Genomic DNA, 18239 nt, shown 5'->3' on the forward strand with positions numbered 1-18239 from the left:
ATATGGTTATGCGACTTTATGATAATCCGAGATATCAACCTCAAGCGGCATTTCGGCTGCGCGCGCTTTTTGGGCTGCTTTAAAAAATACGATGACCAGTATGACACTGATGACAGCACCCGCGATATAAGAAACATTCATGGACTGCCTGAATCCGATCTCCGCGTTCAGAATATACACCGTCGTTGTGTAGAGCATAAACGCACCCGGAATCAGCGCTACCCAGTAATTTTTACGGGCAATGAACAGATACATCGCGCTGACAAACAAAGCAATAACCGCGGTGGCCTGATTGGCCCAGGAGAAGTATCTCCAGAGAATATTGAAATCAATCTGCGTTAAGGCAATGGAAATGACAAACAAAGGAATGGCAATGCTAAGGCGCCGCTTCATGCTGAATTGTGGCAGCTTGATATAATCCGCAATGATCATGCGCGCGCTCCGGAATGCGGTATCCCCCGACGTAATCGGCAGCACGATCACGCCCAGCACAGCCAATGTGCCTATAACGGCACCTAACGTCACCTTCGCGACCTCGCTTACGACAAGACCCGTTCCGCCGGTTGCCAGAAGCTCGTTCAAGCCGTTAGACCCCTGGAACAAACTCATCGCCGCTGCGGCCCATACCATGGCAATAATCCCCTCGGCAATCATCATGCCATAGAAAATTTTACGTCCCTGCTTCTCGGTCTGTGTAGTCCGGGAAATAATCGGTGTCTGGGTAGCATGGAATCCGGATAAGGCACCGCACGTAATCGTCAGAAACAATAGCGGGAAAATCGGCATATGATCCGGATGCAAATTGGCTAATGTCAATTCCGGTATCGGTACCTGCTGTACAATCAGCATCCCGCCGACACCAAGAGATGCTATGAGTAACAGAGCGCCGAATATCGGATAGAAGCGGCCAATGATTTTATCAATGGGCAGCAGTGTAGCCAGAATGTAATATCCGAAAATAAACAGGGTGATGATCCACAAACTGACTTTGCCGTTCATCAGATTGTGAAGCAGGCTGGCCGGTGAAGTCACAAAGACGGTACCTACCAAGACCAGAAGAAGAATCGCGAAAGCGTTCACAACATGCTTCATCACTTTGCCCAGAAACTTGCCAGCAAGCTCCGGCAGATGCGCGCCGCGGTTGCGGATGGAGATCATACCCGTCAGATAATCATGCACAGCCCCGGCAAAAATACACCCCAGCACAATCCAGATAAAAGCAACCGGTCCATAGAGCGCGCCCATAATGGGTCCGAAGATGGGTCCCACACCGGCTATATTGAGGAGCTGAATCAGCGAGTTTTTGTTCGAGCTCATCGGCAGATAATCAACGCCGTCCTGATTGACATAAGCAGGCGTTGCCCGCTCTTCTTTAACTCCGAACATTTTTTCAATGTATTTTCCATAAGTGAAATATCCAATAACCAGCAGAATGATCGATATGATGAAGGTATACATGCCTTCGCCCCCTTTTCTTGAAATCGCTTACATTGATTATAAGAAATTATCGAGATCAGAGGGCGATTTTGAACTAACATGTCGTCTAGACGCATTAAGATGTTCAAATCTAAGGTTATTATGCACATTAAAGGGCTCTCATGCAGTCTTCATTCACATCATGAGCGTTCCATCCTTAACCCATCCACGTTTCATTAAAGCTCCAAAGCCTCTCGAAATGCCTTGGCATAATTACGGCTTACGGCTAGTTTGTCGCTGCACCCCTTCAGCTCAAGCTGGAATGCGCCGTTAAACCAAGGAACCAGGCTTTTGACATAATCAAGATGTACCACATAGCTTTTATGAATCCGGAAGAACGGATACTGCCGAAGCTTCGTTTCCAGCTCCTTGAGTGGCGTTTTAACATGATATTGCTTATCAACTGTGACGATCTTGGAGTATGCATCCTCCCGTGAGATATAAATAATATCTTTCGGGTCTATGAACATAATTTCCCCATCCACATCCAACGACAGCTTGCCCGAAGATTTGGAATGACCGGGTGCTGTCGGGCCTTCCCTTCGTAATGATTGCTTAAGGCGCCTTACCGTCTCCGCCAGTCTTTCTTCGTCTATGGGCTTTAACAAATAGTCCAGCGCTTCGAACCGGAAGGCCTCTACACCGAATTGAGGGTACGCCGTGGCAAACACGATTTTTGGAGGGAGCTTCAACTCGTTCAAGGCTCTTGCCGTTTCAAGCCCGTTCATTAAGGGCATTTCAATATCCAGAAACACGGCTTCCGGCTTCAACTGCATGGTCTTTAACACCGCCTGTTCCCCGGTATCCGCTTCTCCAACGATCTCGAGTGTAGGATGCTGCTTCAGTAAATAGATCAGTTCTTCACGGCTGTAACGTTCATCATCCACGATGAGTGTTCGGATGCGTTCGATCATGTGTAAGAAATCCCTGCCTTCATGAGTAGAGTTATACGTTAGCGGCTGCGGGAATCTGGAATTGAATTTCAGTCCCGACCGCTTCATCACTTTGGATGTTTAATGATGCATGGGGCCCATACATCAAAGCCAATCTTCTGTTCACGTTATACACAGCCATTCCCGTACCCGATGAAGAATCGAGCATTTGGCGCCCCAATAACCGAAGCCGTTCCGGCGTAATCCCCGTTCCGTTGTCCTTGATCGTAACGAATACACCGTTAGCCGGATCACCCTGAATGCGGATAAGTATGACACAATCGTCTGTTTTGTTCCTGAAACCGTGGCGTATGCTGTTCTCTATTAATGGCTGCAAGGTCAGCGGCGGTACAAGCGCCTGCAGCGCGGAATCCTCTACTTCATATTGAATTTGCAGTTTATCCTCGAATCTGGTTTGTTCAATGCTCATATAAGATCGTATATGCTGCAGTTCATCCTGAAGCGTGGCCTTCTCGGCAGTTGCGGCGGTCAAATTCTGGCGGATGTAGTCCGATAGACTCCGCAGCAGCTTTCTTGCCTTCTCCGCATCAATTCGTGTTAGAGAGAGTATTGTGTTTAATGCATTAAACAAAAAGTGCGGATGAATTTGTGCTTGAAGCGTCTTGATCTCAGCTTCTCTGGCAAGTTCCTTGGTTTCCTCCAATTGAGCAGCCTCCAGCTGGTAGCTTAACAACATCGTAAGACCTGACATCAATTCTGTTGTAACATGGGTAATGTCCTTCGGACTTCGAAAATAGAACTTTAGTGTGCCCACGGTCTGACCGCCCTGTTTCAAAGGTCCGATGACAGCGGCTCCCAACGGACAATCCGGCTTCTGGCACTGAATATGCGCCCGATCCGCGATCAGCTGCTCCCCTTGTTCAATGACCCGACGCGTCACTTCCGTCTGCAGCGGACGACCTGCCGCATGATGATCATCCCCCGTTCCGACATGGGCCAGAATCATCCGATCATTCGTAATCGCAATCGCACTGGCATTGACTTCTTCGTAAAGAATCTGGCATACCGCTTCCGCGGATTGCGCATTCATACCCTGACGCATATACCCAATGGTTCTGCGGGCAATCCGAAGAGAAGCTTGAGCCTGCTGAGCCGCTACCTTCTCCTCTTCATTCAATACGGATCGGATAATGAGCAGAAACAATGCACAACCGATTCCGTTTGCTACAATCATTGGTACTCCAATATAACCGACCAAGGACATCGCCTGTTCGAATGGTCTGGACAAAAGCAGGATGATCAGCATCTGAAGGGACTCTGCCAATGCCCCCATTAGAAGCGCAGCTGAGAAACGAACCTGCTCATTCTTTTTATGAAACAGGCTGGCCAGAAGACCTGCAAGTATGGTCGCGAGCCCACAGGCCAAACTCGTAAACCCGCCTAATGTAAAACGGTGAAGCCCTGCAATCAGTCCTGCACCAAGCCCGATTCTGTAGCCTCCGAACAATCCGGCCATGACAACACCGACAACTCTTGAATTCGCAATCGCTTCGTCTCCGGAAACTTGCATCATCCATTTGTTGACTTCAAGGGATTCGGTGTTCACCGTAATTCCGGTATACGTCCCGATAATCCCTAAAATCCCGAAGACTAATACGGCCTGAATCTGTTGTACTGACGTCAGCTTGTCCTGACTTATCATCGACCGAAAGAACCTCAACCGGGTTACGATAAATGCAATCGTCACAATAATTCCAATCCGCTCGGTCATTGTAATCAGCAGTTCAAACATGGCGTCACCCCGCAATCTGATTTTGAATCGCTTACTTGTCACGAATAGATTCCTTAAGAAGTTTACCGTAAACCTGGCAATACATACTAAATTATCATGGCAGAGGCTCAAAAAACAACAAAAAAACCTCCCGCTTCAATTCGTTCTAAAGCGGAGGTTGTTAAACGCCATACCATCCTATTCGTTTGAGCGTCTCTCGTTTATATGGATATCACCTGAAGACCGGCTTTCTCCATTCCATGTAAATACGGTCGCTGAACCCTTTTTCCTCTGCATCTATCTCGGATTTGCGTTCAATCTCCCGGAATCCTAATTTCTGATATAACGATAGCGCGACCTGGTTGCTGTCGGTCACTTCCAGAACATAACGCTTGTATGGCAGCTCCTCTTTGACATGCTGCATTAAAGCGGTGGAAACGCCTTTGCCGCGAGCTTTCGTAGTAGTTGCCACACATTCGATATAACCCGTTTCCTCATCATAAGGCAGTGCCGGGTTAAATTCATTCTTCATGACGTTATATGCAAGCTCCCCTGTCTTCTCTCCAAAAGCCTCCTGAAGCGGAGCTAACTCGACCGGCATGGCCCGCTGCCTATGATGGGAACAAGCTAAAATCCCGACAATGACGCCCTGGACCTCAGCCACATAAAACACCTCAGGACTGAACAGACTCCGGAAGGCTTTCTTTAACGTGCTTCGATCCTCGGTGAAATAGGACAGTTCGTTATAATACCCATCAACAAACACTTCCGCCACTTCCTCGCGAACGTCTCGTTCATAATCTGCCATTCTTCTAATCGTAATGGAGCACATCATGTTATCCTCCTGTCAAAAATGTAATCTGCGCTTCATATCCTTTCGGAATCCCTTATCTGCAATCAGACACATCCCGCCGAACGTTAATAAGGCATATACGGCCGTCGCAACGGCTGTCCATAATACGTGCGTCATGCCGACGGCATATAGTAATAAGGGAACAAACCCAAGCAAGATCAGGGTTAACAAGTAACCTGCGAACTCACGCCAACGCATTTTTCTGGTGCAGCATATAACGGTAATCAGAAGGGTTGCCGCCATCATCAGGAACGGAATGACGTAACCGGTCGACCAGTAATTCGTACCCGCTGCCACGTTAAGCCAAAGCAGCATGCCGGACAGCCCGAGCAGCTGTACGACGATTTTGCCGCCGAGGTGCGACTTGGACATCAAGGTATGTCTGATGAACAGCCATGCATAGAGCACGCAGGGCATGAGGTACAGACTCCACCATACTTCGTGGTCTCCCAGAATATTTATAAGTAATGATAAGCCGATGACAGACACTGCAATGAAGGTAAGCCACTTGGATAACAGACTGCTCGCACGCTGCTCCTCTACAGCCTCATAGATGGGGTACCAAGAATTTCCTGTTGATGGTGCATCGCCCTTACCATGTAAATTTCTCCGGCATAAGGGACATGCTGCGTGCGCCGGGTCTACGGATACCCCACAGCTCTCGCATCTCATGCGCCCATCCCCCAATCATTGCTGACAATCCTTATATCCAATCCGCTTAGGCTGGCAAGCTGACGAAAAAAGTGCCCGATCACATCGCTCTCGACGATATTCCTGGCAAAGGTGATGGTAAGCTGGTCATTGATCGAACTGACGGCACAGTTCATTGGACTCTTGGCCGTAGGATACATCGTGGTTTCCATTGATTCAATATGCGCAGCCATACTCGCTGGGATATCAACTCGGCCCAGATTGGTGAGCGTAAGCGTTTTGGCTTCTTCACCGTAATGGTCGAACCCATAACGAATCGCCAGATCCTTCAATTTCAGCGGCGTGAATCGGGATAACAGGTTTTTCTCGTATTTCATGCTGCCGGCCATCGCTTGGGTTAGATAAGACTTCGTCGTTTTCTCTTTCATCTGTGCATGCACGATACCTTGTACCTCATCCAATGTCATGCCTTTCTTCATCTGTACGCCAATGTTAATGACCGCAAAAAAGTTTCGCAGGCTGCTCGAAGGAAATATTTTCCGCAGGTTCACCGGCATGCTGATCACAATCGGCCGGTTATCGTTGTTGAAGGGCAACGTCGTCTCATAAACCGCCATAATCAAAATCGCTGTCAGGTAAGCGGTGAGCGTTACTCCCTTCTGCTTGGCCGCCCCATTCAGCCGCGAGGCGTGAATCACGCCGTGGATGACGTTGTGTCCATAAGGCGAGAATCGGGTACCGGGAATTTGCAGGGCCTCCGGCATTCTGGAGTCGGCCGTGGCCGATGTATAATGAGCTTTAAAGCTATCCTGTGCTTCGGCATATCGGGCAAATGAAGCGGGCGGCAAAATCAGACCTTCCTTGTCCTCTACGTTTTCGCCGAGCAGATATAAATACTGGAACACCAAGGTTTTGAGAAACTCTAGTGCCCCACCCCCGTCTGTTAGCGCATGAAAAATCTCCACGCTGATCTTGTTGCCATGATATAAAACCCTCACCAAGCTTCCGCCCTCAGTCGAGAGAGCTGCAGGTGCACAAGGATAGGTGGATTCCGGTTCCACCATCAAACGCGTCTCCTTCTCCCGCAGAAATTTCCAGAACAGGCCATTTCTAAGCTCGACGTTTAATAGAGGGAATCTCTTCATTACGCTATCGAGCGCTTGTTGCAACACCGGTGGCTTCACATCACTTGTCAGCATCATGGATAACCGGTAGGTTGATGAATTTTCCCTTCCTGCAACGGCGGGAAACAGCTTCCCGGCGTGGTCAAGTTTATACCATTCTTCCATCTGTTGCTCTCCTCATTTCTATTAGAACTCCCACTCAGCAGCACTTTTAACAGGCTTATCTTATGTACGTGGCAATGCTGCTTTCACTCAAGCTTCAACCGCCGATACCAAGATGGCATGCCCCTCTTCATGTAAAGGCCGCTTATCCGCCATTGAAAATCGCTTCATCAGCGATGAGCGGGTATGTATTAACATCATGGGAACGAGTAATTCCGTTCTTCGATCAATCCGGTTCTTGCCATCCGGGTGCATCACGGATAACAGCATTCGCAGGTAGGACGTGGTCAGCTTCTGGAACAAGTCCGGTTTCATCGCTTGATGCTCAAAACCAAGACCGTGCGTTAATCCACGGTGCAGCAAAGTAATCCCGACCAACGCGCTGACCTCGCTGAACTCGGACCGGTCTTCATATGCACGGCTAATCTGCAGCATGGACTTTCTCGCAAGTCTTGCTATTTTCAGAGCCGCACGATCCGGCCCTTCCGATCGGATTAATTTGAGAATCGTTTCATTGTCCAAATGCAGCTCGCCTACCAGATCTCCATTATGAATGATCGTTGAGTCCTCGCAGACGATGCGCTTTCCTCGATGCTTCTTAATCATGACTGTGCATATGCCAAAACGCGAGATATGCGAGCTGCGGAACCTGGAAATAAAGCTGAAGATACGTTCCCACATCATCCAGGAGCTTTGCATGACGGTTTTAAGTAATTTTCGCAGCAGATGGAACACCTCACTATTTTTTAGTTTGAATATGTCATTCCATGATTCTCCAGTAGTCATCCGTTAATTTCATCATAAAGAAGATCTGCACAGGTTCCCACCGTCTCAGGTACAGAGTTGCTCTCGGTCTCAAGACGGAGATGCGGGTCAACACAGTTGCTGGCTAGTAACTTTGTATGCAAATCAAAACAACCTTTGGTCTGCACCAAAGGTTGCCTGGCCTTAACGCTTATGTCATTAACTCAATAGCCACTCTCTGTCCCAGAGTGCTCCGCTTTCCCTATCAATCCATAATAAAACAAGCGATCGATATCACGAAGCATGGTAGGGCTCGCTTGTGTAATGAATCCCGGTTGTGCCAGAGCCTCCTTAAACACTTGAATATAAAACAATGCCGCTTCTATCGAAATTTCTGGATCAATAAAACCCTCCTGCTTGCCTTGCTCAATCAATTTCACAAAAAAGGGAATCGTTCTCTCCTTGTAAAATGCCTCGATATGCTCTTGAACAGACGGTTCATCGCTGATTTGAATAAGATCCGAGTTGATCTGATCCATGCTATTCATTCGTGCCCCCAGCAACAACTCCAATTTCTCCTGAAAAGGGATGGGCTTATCCAGCAGCTTCTCATACTCGTTCATGATATTACTCATATAATCGATAAACGTCATCCGGATAAGCTCTTCCTTGCTGCCAAAATAATTATATATGGAGACGGGGGACACGCGGGCGTGTTTGGAGATTTCTGCAATGCTTGTCTTTTCGGCTCCGTATTTCCTGATCAAATCGAAGGTTGCCTTCATAATCTGTTCTTTTTTCTTCACTGTGCGGAGTTGATAACCGTTCATATACTCACCTCTCGGATAAAACTATACGGAATGTTTTGTAATAATGCAATTCATATATTTCAAAAATATCTTGATCATTTCTTCTCGAAGGAATATTATGAAATATATGAATGTTTTTATTACAAATCATACAAAGGAAGTGTGATTATGAACCGTATACCTGGTCCCGACTCTGCCCTTGATTGGAGGATAAATATGTTTCATTTTTTCCGCAGTCCGTTCGCATTTCAGCAAACATTATTTGAACACTATGGTAAGGTCGCTGCCCTGGGGAAAAGCCACAAGCCTTCATCTGTATTTGCGTTTGGACCCGATCTGAACCGTCAAATCCTATCCAATCCGAACTTTTTCGAGATGAGCACGGCTCTTGTTAAAATACCCAAAGACACCGTAATGGGGGATTTATTCTATCATAATCTTTTACTGATGAGCGGCGAAAAGCACAAACAGCACCGTCGCCTGATCCAGCCCGCCTTTCTGCATGGCCAAATTGAAAAATACGGTCAGGACATGGCATCCATAACGGAGCTATTGGCAGACGAATGGAGAGGACGTACCCGGATTGACATCAACACCGAAATGAAAAAGTTAACGCAGCGCATCGCCCTTAAGACATTATTCGGTGTTCATCATACTGAAATGATGGACTCCATGGGGATGCTGATCAATCGGTTTACGAAGTCTTTTTTGCTTACCACCCTCGCTCCCATTAATCTTCCCTTCACTCCATATCGTCGCTCTCTTCGAATTGCACAACAGCTTAATACTCAAATTCGGTCCATGATCCATGAGAAGCGGCAGGAGTCAGATGCAACGGATGTGCTAGCCGCACTAATTAGAGGACATGATGAGGATGGTTTTGCATTATCGGATGAGGAATTAGTCGGGCATGCATTCTCAATCTATACAGCTGGTCATGAAACCACTGCAAATGCTTTGACTTGGACATTTTTTCTGCTGATACAGCACCCGGACATTTATGCGAACGTAATGGAGGAATTGAACGCCGTGATGGGTGGAAGCCATCCGACTCGGGAGGAACTGAGCCGACTCTCCCTGCTGGACCATGTGGTTAAAGAGAGTCTTCGTTTACTTCCTCCGGCAAGCATCGGCACCCGCATTACGGCTGCGCCTTGTGAATTGGATGGTTATGTCCTTCCGGCGGGAACGAATATCTTTTTTAGCCAATTCATTACCCATCGCCTCCCGGAGCTTTATGAAAGTCCGAATCAATTCAAGCCGCATCGATGGGAGACCATTAAACCTTCCGCATACGAATTCTTACCATTCAGCGCAGGGCCTCATATGTGTATAGGCTGGCACTTCGCCATGCAAGAACTTAAGATTATCCTTGCTGTTCTTCTTCAACGATATCAATTTTCATTAGTCCATAATGCCAAAATCACACCGAATCTGATGATGCGACCCGTTCACGGCATGCCTTTACGTATAACTTTGAAGAACGGCAGATTTGAACGGGTTGATGACGTACGTGGTACCATTCATCGGCTTATCGAATACGGAGTCGATCCTGCTCCCCTTCAAAAATAATAACCTGCCACGTCTCTGACATCGGTTCTAATCGATTTTTTTCGTAATATTAAAAAGTAAGCGCTTCATATTGACGCAAAGTGTATGCTCACAGGATAAGCAAGCCATTGTAACTGCCGTAGAGTCCATTAGGTTTACATCATACTGACAAGGATGTGACTACAAAGATGCTTTCACATTTACGTAGGTGCGGGCTTTTGTTGCTGGCGGCAGTTCTGATTTCTACAATCTGTATCCCGCCTCCCCACGCTAAGGCAGCGGCGTTAATTACTATTGATTCTCATCAGGACGGGCAAACGCTTCAGCCGGGTGTGGCTGAATTATTCGGAACCTACTCCGGCGTGTATGAACTTCAGCTCATCGTTAACGGTGAATTTGTGACGGATGTTCAGATGGATGACCCGAATGGCGATGACAGCGGATCTTGGTCTTACAAGCTGGATACAAGTCAGTTGGACGGTCCCGTCGAAATGGTACTTAAAGCAAACGATGCGGTTACGCGTTATGGTATCTGGTCCCCTTGGATTCACCTAAATGTCGATAATCCTGCAGCTCATATCCCGGAAGTGCAGATTACCAGCCCAAGCGAGCAAACGTTGCAGCGCAACAAAATGGATATTCACATATCTGCAGCGGGTAAAAATCCGATAGCGCTGGTTGAGCTCCGCATCAACGGAGGCGATTGGCTGCAGGTCCCCCCTGCCAAAAACGGATATAAATATACATTCGATTCGCGTCAATCCTCTCACCAGGTTCACAGTCTGGAGGCAAGAGCAACCGATTCTTACGGCAATACAGGCTATAGCCTAACGGTCTATGCAAGAACAGGGGGGATGCCTCCGGCTAACCAAGGCAAGCATCCCGCGACGGTGACAGACGCTGTCTATATGGATCTTGCCAACTCAACTCCCGTTAACGTAATAAATGATGTATACGATCCCTCCGCGACGAATCCTGAAACAGTGACTAGCAACACCTATCACCCGGAACCGCTGCCGGATCAGGATCGTGCGATCTGGATCTGGGAAAATGCCTCCTACCCACTAGTACTTAATCCGAATTCCCGAGCAGCCCTCTCTTCCATGGCAAAGGATACAACCACCTTTAATCAACGTCCGATTACGACACTTTATTTGGCTGTAGGTCAATATAACGGGGCAAAAATGCTGGAGGATCATCGAAGTGAGGTTCAACGATTCATCGAGTGGGCTCATGAACAAGGTTTCTATGTTCAAGCGTTGATCGCCGGCGGCACCTCCCCGCCTTACTTCGGAGCCTATAGTCGATATCAGACTCAAGCCGTTAGGGAATTTGAGCAGATCTTGAATTACAATTTGGCTTCCGGCGAATCGGCTCGCTTTGATGGCGTAAACCTGGATACCGAACCGTATATCCTGCCGGATTTCAAAACAGCAAAGCCATCTGTTCAGATTCAGTACCTGGATATGCTGCAGCTGCTGATGGAACGCAAACAGGCATCGGGCCTCACCTTGTCCGTCGGCGCAGCGATTCCAAGATGGTACGATACTTCTGCCGACGCCAGCAATATCTCTTGGAACGGAAAAACGAAATGGCTGTCTGAGCATATTCAGGACACGGCCGATTATATCTCGATTATGAATTACCGAGATCAAGCCGATGGCAGCGCCGGCATTATCGCACACGCGCTAAACGAGGTGGCCTATGCAAATACGATCGGCAAGCCGAAGTCGGTTGTGATCGGAGTCGAGACGAAAGACATCGCCGATGGCGGGGATCCGGAAACCATCAGCTTCCATGAAGAAGGGCGAACTTATATGGAGCAGGAGTTAAACAAGGTTTATGATGCTTTTCTGAACGATTCAGCGTTTGCAGGCATTGCTCTCCATCACTACTCCTCGATCGTTGATTTTCCGAGCGAATGGGGACCTGGCGGCTACGCATGGCAGCCTCCTGCTGACCATGAACCACCAAGCACGGTCAGTGGGGCAACAGCGGCCACGTTTGATTTTCAACGGATTAATATAACTTATAATATGGCGATGGACAACACAGCAGTAAATGCATATCGGATCTACCGCGGTACCGAAGCCGACTTTGAGATCGGACCCGCTACTTACGCCGGAATCTCTAAAGGACTTTCATATAAAGATACCGGGCTGCTGCCGAACACCACCTATTATTATAAAATCACAGCGGTCGATATCAGCGGCAATGAAGGAGCTCCCAGCGCGGCTGCCTCAGCAACAACAGCGCCATCCACAATGAAACCGATGGTCATTGATCAGATGGCCATCACCTATTCTGCCGGTATCGCCAGAGTAACCATGCAGATGGTCGATAAGGAAACAGGGCTTCCTGTTTCAGCCAAGATCAGCGGACGGTTCACCCATATGGCAGGCAAATATGTCAATGCCGCGACAACTGCGGACGGCGTGTTCCAATCGCAGTCAGAGCTTATCTCCGTATCCAGAGGCGAGATCGGCTTCCTGCCACGGCGCATCATGGCCGACTCCTATTACTGGGCCAGTGCTTATGACCAACTCCCGTACCCGACGGTGATATGGGAGCCTTAGGCTCAAATATGCAGCGTTTCAGGAATACAGCACTACGCATGCAGATATGCTTCCGAACCCTGTTGCCCCCAGATTTCTTATGATCCTATGACAAGGTTGAAATCCGGGGACAAAGGGGACCGCTTTGCTTCTACAGCATGATTCCGCCTTCTCCGTTGGAGAAAGGAAACCAGACAAAAACCTCTCTATGATAATGAAGGTGTATACCGCCACATATCAAAGAGAGGTTTTCTAATTTTATAAAAAATCTACTTAAGTTGTACAAATATCATAAGTGTTAAGGCAGCGTGTTCAAGAATGGTTTCACCGTTTTGGCAAGCGTGTAATTCGTGGTCGCATCCCAGTTAATGGACCAAGTCATCGCTCCCCGTATATCAGGGTATTTAGCAACGGGTTTATAACTTCCACAGCTGTTTCCGGTTGCCAGACAATTTAAGGCATTATTTACGACAGTCGGAGAGACATATCCGCCTCCAGCTGCTGATGAGGTAGCAGGCACTCCTAATCCCAAATGGGAAGGTGATACCCACTGCAGCGTTAAGTCAGAAAGAGCCGTCAGAAAATCAACCGTGCCTTGGGAATAGCATTTACCGTCACGGCCTAGCATGCATCCAGAATTATAATACTGGACGTTTATTACGGTTGTTATATCCTTCAGATTGTTATAAAGCTGCATATAGGAGGTGTTTGGATTCTGCATGTCTATCGTTTGGGGAGCCATCGTCAGAACAAAATCATTTCCTGCTTTTTCCTTCAGTTGACGGATCGCATTGGTTAAATTAGGTACATTCATGCCATGCTCCAGATCGATGTCTATCCCATCAAGCCCATATTGAGTGATGATGCCGTACATGCTGTTTACAAAGTTCATTACATTCGGGGATGGATTATTCAAGTTAATGTTCCCCAATTCCCCTCCAATGGATATGATGACCTTCTTGCCTTGAGCGCGTTTGGCCTGAATATCCGCGATCAGTTCAGCATTGGTGTACCCGCCAAGCGCTGCGGATAGCGCAGGATCTACAGTGAAAGTGACACCACCAGGGTTAGCAGGATCCATCTCGGCAAACGCTAACACAATGATGTCGTACTGATCCGGTATATCTCTCACTTTCAATTTGCTCGCACCATTGACAAAATTCTGCCAGTACCCTGTCAATATATGCTTCGTCGGCTGGGGACCTCCTGTTCCCTCTGAAGTGGTTGCATTCACGATCACACTGGCAGGAGAAAGGTTGCCGGCAGCATCCTTGGCAATGACCTTTAAAGAATATGTCGTGTTCGGTGAAAGACCCGTTATTGTGGCTGTCGTACCGGTAACAGAAATGGCAAGGGATGTGCCTTGGTATACATCATATCCTGTCACGCCTACATTGTCCGTAGAGGCTTGCCAGGATAAAGTAACGCTTGAAGAAGTGACTGCGCTTACAATTACATTCGTAGGACTTGTCGGGGCTGCAGTATCATTACCTCCACCACCTTGGACAAACTGCCACAATGCAGGCACATTGGGCGGTTCCCATCCGGGTAATGAGGTATGAGCTTGAATAGCTTTGTACGTTTTCCCATCATATGTCACGTTGTCGTTTACGGCATATGACACATTGGGGGCCCAAGCACCCCGATCTGCTGCAGAAACCTCAAGAGGAAAAAAGTTCATCATCATTGATACGACGACCAATAAAGGCAACATCATCACTCTCGATTTGTCCAGCACTCTGAATAAACCCTTTTTCATCCATTAATCCCTCCTCAATAAATAAATTGATCGTTCAGCCTTAGCCTATCTTGCGTAAGACGACATCACCTCCTTTATGAAATTTTCTTGTTAATTCTCTAAATCCAGATCGATGTATGTATTTCACTTACTCAATTATGATTCATTTACATATTCCGTAAGTTGATTTATATGTAAAAAAATTACTTTATATGTTAATTATTATCAATAGCTCGGAAGGATCAATTTGTGGATGTAAGAAGATTTTCAAACAAGATAAGCCTAAGACTAGGCAACATAAAAACAACCGTCCTCCTTGTAATGTGTTCAGGAGAACGGCCGCTTCGATCATTGTATATAATGGTGATAATCACCCAACTCCTGGTGAGGCAGCACTATTTTCAAATTTCAATATCCGCATCAACAAAATATCGCCCCTTTACCCCGCCGATCACTTTGTTAAGCTCACTCAGCACCCGTTTCTCTTCGTCAGGATCGGTCCACCAATTGTCCCGTCTCCCAAGAGAGCGATGGTCCGGACACCATATATACTCATACCAAGGGGGCATAAAGGTCCTGAGCATGAGTTGGCATCGGCGCATATGTCCAGGCGCACTGACGAGCAAGAGTCGACGGATTCGTTGTAACCCCAATGCCCGATCAAGCACGGTTAGGGAGGCCATAATGTTTTCCTTCGTATGGTTGGACATCGTTTCAATAAAAATGGATTCTGGCGGAATGCCCATTTTTATGGCTTCATCCCGCATCATAACCGCCTCGGGTTGCTCCCACTCGCCAAATCGGTCTCCACCCGTGAATAGTAGATAAGGGGCGCGTCCGTTTGTGTATAGCTCAACCGCTTTCCATACCCGGTCCAGGTTTTTTCCGCCAAACACAAAGATACAATCACCAGACTGCGTACCATCATCAACTTCCGTTTCCGCTCCGAACACCACCGTTGTGATCTGTTCTCTCGTCAATATCTCTGGATTCATCTGTGAGATCAGCAATAAGAACGCCTCCCGTTGTCTCATGTTCATCAAAACCCAAGCAATGCCTGGCAACTTCATATCGATAAAACTGCATAAGCTTTGCAGCGTCTGGAGCCCTCCATGTAATGGCAGTCGCATTCATTAGGAAACTCTATACTTAATCTAATCTACAGGTTTAACACGCTTTGCCATGATAATATCCGGTTTTCCTATTCCGTTCGCATCTGGAATAACACCGACGATTGCAAAACCTAACTTTCTATAAAAGTTCGCTGGATGATCTAGACTTTCAAAATTGGATAGGTGTGCCGGAGTATCTTGATACAAATTCACGTTAGATAGACTGGTTTGATTATACTCATCATCCGTACCCAATATGATGGTTATACCTCCACGTTGGTAGACCTGACTTTCAAAGTCGATCACTAATGACTTTCCTAAGCCTCGCATTCTACTATCTTTTCTAATAACTAACGGATGCAGTTCCCACACATTACCGTCATACTGACTTCTCCCGCCAACCCACCCTATAACTTCATCATCTCCATTAACTAATACTCTACTTATAGAATCATCACTTAGAGATTCCAAAACTTCATGTATGGCAGAATCTATTGTGGGCCATGCTTCAAAACTCTCATGCAGTAACCTCGCTGTTTGATTTATCTTATCAGTATCCTTTTCTAACAAATCCATTACGATCAATATAAGTACTCACATCCTTCTTTAGATTTTATAAATACATCTCATTCCATAAAATTATTCAAAAAAGACCAATCACACGATCGTCCCATACCTGTACTTCTATATATCGTTCTGGTCCTTGATTCCCGTCTTTATTCCATTCTTGCGGCCAACCATATTCGTCTACCAACCGGAGGATTTCGTTCTTTAAGTAGACCTTCCCTCTGTAAGGCTTGTCGTCTTTAAAGCGCATCGTGGGAAATAAGTCACCATAAGTAAAACTAATCATCTCGGGATCAACATCATCGAGGGGTATCTTAACTTCCCTCCCTCTCTGATACCACTGCTTAATCCATTCGCAAGGGCCAAGTGTCATGTAATGTGGATATTTATTGGTCGGCCGTCCACCCTTGGCTATAAATAGATCTCTGGCACGCGATTCTAATCCGCGTCGGATTACGATATAATCATCCCCGCGTTGACTCGCAAACATATTTTTATTTTGTTGGAGTCTTCTCTGTACTTGCTTCGCTTCTTCGATAGATAGTGCGGATAGATTTCGAAAGGGACCGGTTGCTGCATCATAATAATGATATAAGAATAATTCCACGGCTTCTTCCTTTCCTCGATTACAGCGATATTATTTCGGTCGTAGATTTAAAACCCACTTATGTTTCTCCGAAGTCTCCGAAACTTCAAATATCAGCCCGTCCATGGTCAACTTACCCTGATTCCATTTTAATCTGGATACTTGTACTTGTTGATCTGTTGATTTCAAATTTATAGAATGATCTGGAATCTCCATCTCAATCTCAAAATCATTTATAATTCTGACCTTGGATTTATGAGAAGAGATGACGGGAAGTCCACTTCCATAAATCATGTAGAGACCATATTTTTGATTGTTTTCTTCATAAAAATACACCCCAATCCCTCTTGCCTCCCACTCCCGATTTTCAATGGCCGTCCATATTACATATTCATTCTTCATCCATTGATTAACATGAAATAATAAAAACACGGAAAGGACGACAACAAGGATAAGTAATAATTGTTTTTTCATAGGCTACTCCACATCGATTTCACTCGCGATTCTCTCCTTTTCATCCTCGATGTAGTCGTATACTTTTGAGATCTCTTCTTCGTAGTTCTCTTTAATCTCAAAATAAGGGACATCTGATGCCAAACACTTTTCACGGAATGCATCATGCTCCAGTATGTAATCAGTAATGGTTCTTGCTTCAGGATAAGTACGTGTTTCGATTGCATTGCGATGTTGAATGATGTTGGATTGGAAGTTTTGCTGGATGTAGGTGGTTGTGAAACCCAAGAATACCGGTATGATGTGCGCTGAGTAGGATGGCTCGATATCTTGAAGATGGTGAGGCAGGATGTAGCAGCCTTCAATGATTAGATTCTGGTTATTCTCTATGTTCGTCTTGATGATCTCTTTGAGGATCGGCCATAATTTCTCACCGATAACCTCTGTTGAATCCAGGGGGGTGAAACCGCATTTCATATCCGCCCTGTATAAGCCCATTTTTAAATGGTCGATCGAAAGATACGGATCGTGATACCTCTCGAGCAATTGTTGAGCCATATAGGTCTTACCCGTGCAGCTGTTTCCGCTGATTAATATGATCATATTCGTTACAGTTCTCCTTTAAAGGCATTGGCATTGCTCGTTAGGCAAAAGTCAGCCCCGTAATGGCCAAGATACAGCAGGGATAATTCCTATGCTGCGTGAATGCAGTAGTTAAATCCCTCTATAGTCTCTTGGCATTATTAAATCTATGTATTCCAAATTCCTTAAAATCTGAAGAAACTATTGATTCCCGAAGAGGACATAAATTCGGTGTAAACCTTAATTCAATTCCCTTACTTAAAAGTCTCTCAACCAGTCTATCAACTTTCTCTATACCCACTGGCTTTACGGTTTGATAGGAAATATAATAGCCTGCAGTTTTATCAAAAACTTCAAACCCCTCGTCTTCAAATTGGTACTTGTACAACGTTTGTTGATCGATTCTTGCGTACCAATCATTTTCTACAATTACGATAATGTCAGCCAACGTGTTGTTAAAAAACAACTCACTGTTTCTCTCACTGATGGTATTATCCCCTGATGGTAGACAGTGAAAAAAGAGGACATGTTACAATGAACTCAAACACTGGATACCGGAGGGGATTTTTGTTATGCCAGCGAAGAAAGGTCAAACTTTTAATCGATATAGTG

17 protein-coding genes are annotated in these 18239 nt (G+C 46.3%); 2 read left to right on the top strand and 15 right to left on the bottom strand.

Annotated features, from left to right (window positions below; all coding sequences use genetic code 11):
* Positions 1–6 precede the first annotated feature (6 nt).
* From AK95_RS03975 to AK95_RS04010, 8 genes are all read right to left on the bottom strand, one after another.
* Entirely contained in the window at positions 7–1458 is a 1452-nt protein-coding gene (locus AK95_RS03975; protein ID WP_071218657.1) for a carbon starvation CstA family protein, read from the bottom strand.
* A gap of 194 nt (positions 1459–1652) precedes the next feature.
* Positions 1653–2390, bottom strand: coding sequence for a LytR/AlgR family response regulator transcription factor (locus AK95_RS03980; RefSeq protein ID WP_071218658.1), 738 nt, complete (start codon positions 2388–2390; stop codon positions 1653–1655).
* 31 nt (positions 2391–2421) lie between these two features.
* Entirely contained in the window at positions 2422–4161 is a 1740-nt protein-coding gene (locus AK95_RS03985) for a sensor histidine kinase (RefSeq protein WP_071218659.1), read from the bottom strand.
* 211 nt (positions 4162–4372) lie between these two features.
* Positions 4373–4975, bottom strand: coding sequence for a GNAT family N-acetyltransferase (locus tag AK95_RS03990; RefSeq protein WP_311200623.1), 603 nt, complete (start codon positions 4973–4975; stop codon positions 4373–4375).
* Between the two features lie 12 nt (positions 4976–4987).
* Positions 4988–5665 (bottom strand): DUF6320 domain-containing protein, encoded by a 678-nt coding sequence (locus AK95_RS03995; RefSeq protein WP_071218661.1) that lies wholly within the window; start codon positions 5663–5665, stop codon positions 4988–4990.
* A complete protein-coding gene (locus tag AK95_RS04000) occupies positions 5662–6933 on the bottom strand; it encodes an alcohol acetyltransferase (protein ID WP_071218662.1) in 1272 nt (423 codons plus the stop codon). The genes AK95_RS03995 and AK95_RS04000 overlap by 4 nt, the downstream gene beginning before the upstream one ends.
* An 87-nt stretch (positions 6934–7020) precedes the next feature.
* The gene (locus tag AK95_RS04005) at positions 7021–7716 is read right to left on the bottom strand and encodes a YkoP family protein (RefSeq protein ID WP_162487522.1); all 696 of its coding nucleotides are present in this window, start codon (positions 7714–7716) and stop codon (positions 7021–7023) included.
* A 182-nt stretch (positions 7717–7898) separates the two neighbouring features.
* Positions 7899–8504 (bottom strand): TetR/AcrR family transcriptional regulator, encoded by a 606-nt coding sequence (locus tag AK95_RS04010; protein ID WP_071218663.1) that lies wholly within the window; start codon positions 8502–8504, stop codon positions 7899–7901.
* 147 nt (positions 8505–8651) lie between these two features.
* Between AK95_RS04010 and AK95_RS04015 the strand changes: the two genes are divergently transcribed.
* Both AK95_RS04015 and AK95_RS04020 read left to right on the top strand, forming a co-directional pair.
* Positions 8652–10055 (top strand): cytochrome P450, encoded by a 1404-nt coding sequence (locus AK95_RS04015; RefSeq protein ID WP_071218664.1) that lies wholly within the window; start codon positions 8652–8654, stop codon positions 10053–10055.
* Between the two features lie 200 nt (positions 10056–10255).
* Positions 10256–12610, top strand: a complete 2355-nt coding sequence (locus AK95_RS04020) for an Ig-like domain-containing protein (RefSeq protein ID WP_235612985.1) — start codon at positions 10256–10258, stop codon at positions 12608–12610.
* A gap of 277 nt (positions 12611–12887) precedes the next feature.
* Here AK95_RS04020 and AK95_RS04025 read toward each other — a convergent pair whose 3' ends face one another.
* The 7 genes from AK95_RS04025 to AK95_RS04055 all read right to left on the bottom strand — a co-directional run bounded on the left by AK95_RS04025 (position 12888) and on the right by AK95_RS04055 (position 18114).
* Entirely contained in the window at positions 12888–14348 is a 1461-nt protein-coding gene (locus AK95_RS04025) for a chitinase (protein ID WP_071218666.1), read from the bottom strand.
* A gap of 380 nt (positions 14349–14728) precedes the next feature.
* The gene (locus AK95_RS04030) at positions 14729–15337 is read right to left on the bottom strand and encodes a YdcF family protein (protein WP_071218692.1); all 609 of its coding nucleotides are present in this window, start codon (positions 15335–15337) and stop codon (positions 14729–14731) included.
* A gap of 144 nt (positions 15338–15481) precedes the next feature.
* Complete coding sequence (locus AK95_RS04035; protein WP_071218693.1) at positions 15482–16015, bottom strand: GNAT family N-acetyltransferase; 534 nt, start codon at positions 16013–16015, stop codon at positions 15482–15484.
* A gap of 67 nt (positions 16016–16082) precedes the next feature.
* Entirely contained in the window at positions 16083–16613 is a 531-nt protein-coding gene (locus AK95_RS04040) for a hypothetical protein (RefSeq protein ID WP_071218667.1), read from the bottom strand.
* Positions 16614–16643: 30 nt separating this feature from the next.
* Positions 16644–17066 (bottom strand): hypothetical protein, encoded by a 423-nt coding sequence (locus AK95_RS04045; protein WP_071218668.1) that lies wholly within the window; start codon positions 17064–17066, stop codon positions 16644–16646.
* 3 nt (positions 17067–17069) lie between these two features.
* Entirely contained in the window at positions 17070–17648 is a 579-nt protein-coding gene (locus tag AK95_RS04050; RefSeq protein WP_071218669.1) for a P-loop nucleotide/nucleoside kinase family protein, read from the bottom strand.
* Positions 17649–17769: 121 nt separating this feature from the next.
* Positions 17770–18114 (bottom strand): DUF6886 family protein, encoded by a 345-nt coding sequence (locus AK95_RS04055; protein ID WP_343225154.1) that lies wholly within the window; start codon positions 18112–18114, stop codon positions 17770–17772.
* Between the last annotated feature and the right edge of the window lie 125 nt (positions 18115–18239).

The organism is Paenibacillus sp. LC231 (genome assembly GCF_001860525.1).
Lineage (GTDB): Bacteria > Bacillota > Bacilli > Paenibacillales > Paenibacillaceae > Paenibacillus_AQ.